The following is a 5,754-nucleotide window of genomic DNA, read 5'->3' on the forward strand; positions in this document are numbered from 1 at the left end:
ATGAAAGAAACAAGTAAACAGAATTCCTTAAGTTTTAATAGAATATTTAAAATAATGTTAGAATTTACAATTTTAATAATTCTTTTTCTTACAAATATTGATTTTATAAAAGCAAATAATTTTAATAGAAAAAAAAATTATTTTTTCTTTAATAAAAACTTCACTAGTAATAAAAAAACAATATACTTATTAAGTAAAATAAATAAAATTTTTATTACTAAAGAAATTAATTTTTATATAAGAATAAAAAAAAATTACTTAATTTTAATAAAAAATAGTTTTTTTAAATTATTCCTTCAAGTAAAATCAAAAAATAATATTAAAAATAAAAAAAATGACATTTTTAATTATTTTTCAAATAAAGATGAAATAATGTGGTATAATTTACAAAAAAATTACACTAAAAATGGTTATTCATCTAAATATATTTCAGATTTATTTGATTTTTCCGAAAAAAAGGAAAATAATGAAGAAGAAGATAATTATTTTCAAAAAAATTTATTTGATTTTTTATTATTAGCAAAAGATTTATTTTCTAATAAGAATTTAAATAAAGAAAATTTAATAAGAGACATTAAATTAATTTTTATAAATAAAGTTAATAAAAAATTAAATGATAAAATCAAATCAAAAATTGATAAGATTTTTAATCTTCTACAAATTAATGGTAAAAGTTCTATAATTTTAAATTTAGATGAAAATTTAAATTTAAATAACTCTGAAATAGATTTTTTATTCCCACTTATAGATAATGAAGATTTTATTTTTTTTATACAAAATAATATTCATAAAACTGATAATAAAACTCAAAATAACTTAGGTTTTGGTATAAGAAAATTATCATTTGATAATGAATATATGGTTGGTCTAAACAGTTTTTTTGATTATGATTTTACATTAGAAAATTCAAGATTAGGTTTAGGTATAGAATATTACAAAGAATTTATAAAATTTAGTGCTAATGGTTATTATGGATTAAGTAAATGGTGGCATTTAGATTCTTTAAAAAAAAATAAAAACTTGAATGACATAAATGATGATGAATTTTTTATAAGACCAGCTACAGGTTGGGATATTAAATTTGAAGGATATTTTCCACGAGTACCAGAAATAAAATTTCAATTAGAATATGAAAAATATTATGGTAATATAGGATTTAAAAAAAGTGATAATGGATATGGAAATAAAAAATTATTTTCTCCTTCTATCTTGTCATTCGGTATAGATTATAACCCAATTCCTTCATTAACTTTTTCTTTAAAACGAATAGAAAATTTTTTAGGAGAAAATAATACTCAATTTGGAATCAGACTAAATCTCATATTTAATTATTCTTTATCTAATCAAATAGATAGAGAATTTTCTAATATTTTTTCATCAGTTAATGATCATAAATATGATTTTGTAAATAGAAATAATAATATTATTTTAGAATATAGAGAAGAATTTTTAATTAAAATATTTGCTAAAAAAAAAATAGTTGGATATCCAGGTAGTAAAATCCCTTTAGATATTCAAGTAAAAACTGTAAGTGAATTAAAAAATTTACATTTTAGTGCTAATAATAATTTTTTAAAAAATGGAGGATCAATTGAATCTATTAAGGATAATTATATAATTACTTTGCCTAATTATAATTTTAAAAATCTTAATAAAAATACTTATAAATTAAGAATTACAGCTTCTGATATTAAAAATAACAAAGATATTATTTATGTAAAAATTAATATTTTCCCTCCTATTATAAATCAAAATTTTTCAACTTTAACTATTTTTCCTAAAGAAATATTAATTAAATCAGAAAAATCAAAAATTGTTTTAGAAGCTAGAGATGTGAATAATAAAATATTATCTGATATGGATGATGTTTCTTTTATAGTTGAAAAATCTAATTTTGCTGATAAGCATAATGTTCATATAAGTAAAGTTATTGAGTATCCTAAAGGTACTTATTCTGCAAATATTACGAGTATTTCTCCTGGAGAAGCATTTTTGAAAGTAAAAATTGGTGATAAAATTAATCAAGAGTTAAGTGAAAAAATTAATTTTATATTGCCTTCTGTTGATAACATGATTATTAATGTAGCAGGTTATAGTAATAATAAATTAGATGAAAAAAATATTTTTATTTCTAAAATTGATGTACCTCTTGATTTTTTAATAACAGTTTTCGATAAACACGGTAAAAGATTTAAATTTGCTAATATTGAAATACATAATATCTTATCTAAAGATAGACAAGGTCATGTAAGAAAAGATAGTGGTAAATTGAATATTGAGGATATTACATACCAAAAATCCTTTACTAGTGATGATTTTTCATTTACTACAGACATAAATGGTGATTTAAAACTTAAAATATCAGATCCTCTTGGTATTGGTGTATGTACTACAATTAATATTGTGGCAAATAAATATGTTACAAAAAAAATTAATTTAATTTTTACAGTCCCAACTAGTCCTGACACTATTCATGCTAAAATGTATGGACATATGGTAGATTATATATTTCTTCATGGAATAAAATATGAAAGACCAAATTTAATGTCAGAACGTACTGGAGATCAAGTATATCATTATTTAAATGAAGACTGGGCTAAATTTACATGGGATAATGCTAAAGAATATTGTGAATCTCAAAATCATAGTTTACCTACAAGTGAAGAATTAACAGAGTTTAATAGTTATCATACAGGTGAAGATTTACTTAGTAATTATGGATGGCCTATTATTCAACGTTATAGTCGAGTTTGGACGGTAACTTCTATAATAGATAGATATTTTCCTGAACCATTACGTTATTATTTAGATTTTAAAGATGGACATATTCAAAAAGCGATTCCTAGTAATATATTTACTGTTTTTTGTATAAAAAGACCAAAATAATTATTAGTATTTTTAATTAAAAATATTTTTTTATAATTATATTTTTTTTTTAAGTATAAATAATTTTTTTTATATAAAAAATATATCTTTTGTTTTATAAAAATGTAATTATATCTGAAACAAATAAGTAAAATATTAATAATAAAATGATAAATTTTATATTATTAATTAAATATAAGATATTTTAGAAGTTTAATTTATTTTTTAATAAAAGTAATTTTTCTTGATAATAATAATTTATATTTATGTCATAAATATAAATTATTATTAGTTAAATAATAGATTATATAATTCTAATTTTATTAATGATAAAAGAGTATTTTTAAAAAGATATATACCTGAAATTATCAATAAATAAATAAATAATATTTTGTTTTAAATACTAAATATCTTATATATTAATTTTGTAAATAAAATAAAAAATAATATGCAAAAATTATTTATTATATTAACTTTATTTATTTATTAAAATTTAATTAAAGTTTTTTTAAAATTAAAAATTTTGTTTTATTATTGATTTTATTGGATATGTTTTCTTTTAATATATTTAGATTATAGAAACTAGCAGCTATTTTGTTTCCTATAGCTGCTAGTTTTTCTGATGATTTTTTTTTTATAAAGTTCATAGCATAAGAAGAACTAGGACAATATTTAATAACTAATTTTGGATATTTTTTTATAAAAAAACTACATTGTAAAAATGATTGAGGATGACTAAAAATTTTTTCAATTTGATGAAAAGATATATCTTTTTTATAAGTAACTAGACAATGTTGTATTGGAATCGTAAATTTTTTTTTTATATATAAAAAAGACTCATTTTTTTTTAATAATATTAATACTTCTTTTATAAATCCTGTATAATTATTATATATTGGAACTATAGCTAGATTTATAATGTTATTTTTAATACAAAAAAAAATTTCGGAAAAATTTTTACAACTTACATTAATAATTGTTTTTTTTAAAAAATAATTATTAATGTAAGTTAAAACAGCTAAATGAGAATAACTACCTAAAGGTCCTAAAAAAACAATACTTATTGAATTTTTGATTTTTTTTTTCATTTTTTTAAAATCATTAATATCTTTATTAATAATTATATGAGATTTTAATATTTTATTTAAAATATTAAAATCTGAATAATTGTTTTTTTTCATTTTTAATATAAAATAATATATAAAGAAATATTTTATTTATTTTAATATAAATAAAAAAAAAAAGATATTATTTTTTTATGATATGAACAATATCATTATTATCTATCCAACATTTCCATCCTGTTACTAAAGAAACATCATGCAAAGATTTTTTTAAAATTTGTCTAAATTTCCATAATAATGAGGTTTTACTACCGCATAATTTTTTTAAAGTACTAACTTTATAATATAAAGGAATATTATGTGAACAAAAAAAACAATGTATCCATTGAGATAATGGTCTACCTTTTAATTTTTTTCGTTCTTTTAAAGAAATTGCTGTCCACATAGAATCCATAAAGAATGAAATAATATTTTTATTTAGTAAAATTATGTTTTTTTTAGTTTTATTATTTCTATACCATTCATGCAGTAAATGACCTATATAAAAATTATTTTTATATTTGATTTCTATGCTACAGATAGATAATCTTATTAAAGATGATTTTAACCATTCATAATCTTTTTTACCTGTTTTTCTATCAATTGATTTCAAAAATGAATAAGTAGAAAAAATTACTTTTTTACCTAAAGGTACTTTAGTAAGTCTATATAAGCATTCTAACCAAACATCTAAATCCGTTTGATCTAAACTCTCTCCTGTGAATCGTATATCAAAACCATTTAAAGATGTTTTTAAAATATTTCTTTCATATTTTCTGTAACCTTTTCTTATAACACTAAATAAAGAACTTCTTAACATAATATTTGGGATAATTCTTTTATTTTTTGATATTTTAATAAAAAAAGAACTTTTATTAATATTTTTAATATTTGAATTAAAATAACCATTAATTTCAGAAAAATTTTTGTTTTTAAAATAATTTTTTTTCTTAAAACTAGATTTTTTTTTGTTTATTTTATTTAGTAACAATTTTATTCTTTCATTAATCGATTTTTTTTCCATTTAAAAAATAAAGCAAAATTTGTAAGATGCAAAAAAACTAAAATTAAAATTAAAAATTAATAAATACAAAAAGTAAATAATAAACAAAATGTTATATACAAAAATAAAATAAACACCAATTAACTACTAAAATAAAAATTAGAGTAATTAAAAATAACAAATTTATTGTTTTTTAATATTATAATTTTTTAATCATACATAAATTATCCCGATTCCTAGTTTTAATTTTATTATTTAAAAAAAACAGAAAACAAAATTATAAAGTAAAATTATGGGTGAAAATATAACACATTATGTTTTCTGAAAATTTTTTAAAGTAAAATTTAGAGAATATTTTTTATAAACAAAATTAAAAAGTATTAATTATTTTATATAATTTTTTTAAAATGTCAAGTTTAATTTTAAAATTTTTTTTAGTAATAAAAACGGGATAACAAGTAGTAAAAACGGGATAACAAGTAGTAAAATAGGGTGGGAAAAAAAGTAAAAACGGGATAACAAGTAGTAAAAAACGGGATAACAAGTAGTCCCTCTTTATATATTTAGTTAATAAATAAATAAATAAATCTTTTATAGTCTTTTATAGTCTTTTATCTATGACTTTTCGTATTCATATAATTTTTTATAATTTCACATAAATAATGAAAAAAACTTGAAAAAAAAAATTATTATGATATTATGTCCAATATGGGTGAAAAAATATTAAATCGAGACAATTTTATTTTACTTTAAAGATTTTTATTTTAATGAAAAACATATAAC

The 5,754-nt window shown here is 18.0% G+C and carries 3 protein-coding genes; 1 reads left to right on the forward strand and 2 read right to left on the reverse strand.

Going from position 1 to position 5,754, the window contains the following annotated elements; all coding sequences use genetic code 11:
- A complete protein-coding gene (locus tag GJT92_RS02240; RefSeq protein ID WP_211080520.1) occupies positions 1 to 2,886 on the forward strand; it encodes an inverse autotransporter beta domain-containing protein in 2,886 nt (961 codons plus the stop codon).
- 476 nt (positions 2,887 to 3,362) lie between these two features.
- On the opposite strand, the gene GJT92_RS02225 is transcribed toward GJT92_RS02240, so the two are convergent.
- Complete coding sequence (locus GJT92_RS02225; RefSeq protein ID WP_168919873.1) at positions 3,363 to 4,046, reverse strand: prephenate dehydratase domain-containing protein; 684 nt, start codon at positions 4,044 to 4,046, stop codon at positions 3,363 to 3,365.
- A gap of 67 nt (positions 4,047 to 4,113) precedes the next feature.
- Positions 4,114 to 4,992 carry a plasmid replication initiator TrfA gene (gene trfA / locus GJT92_RS02230; protein WP_168919874.1) on the reverse strand — a complete coding sequence of 293 codons (879 nt, stop codon included), beginning with the start codon at positions 4,990 to 4,992 and terminating at the stop codon, positions 4,114 to 4,116.
- Positions 4,993 to 5,754 lie beyond the last annotated feature (762 nt).

Origin of the sequence: Enterobacteriaceae endosymbiont of Donacia clavipes, assembly GCF_012570365.1 — a bacterium.
GTDB lineage: Bacteria > Pseudomonadota > Gammaproteobacteria > Enterobacterales > Enterobacteriaceae.

Excerpts from the sequence above, each read along its gene's own strand:
- GJT92_RS02240 (WP_211080520.1), top strand. The coding sequence starts at position 1 with ATGAAAGAAACAAGTAAACAGAATTCCTTAAGTTTTAATAGAATATTT.
- trfA (WP_168919874.1), bottom strand. The coding sequence starts at position 4,992 with ATGGAAAAAAAATCGATTAATGAAAGAATAAAATTGTTACTAAATAAA.
- GJT92_RS02225 (WP_168919873.1), bottom strand. The coding sequence starts at position 4,046 with ATGAAAAAAAACAATTATTCAGATTTTAATATTTTAAATAAAATATTA.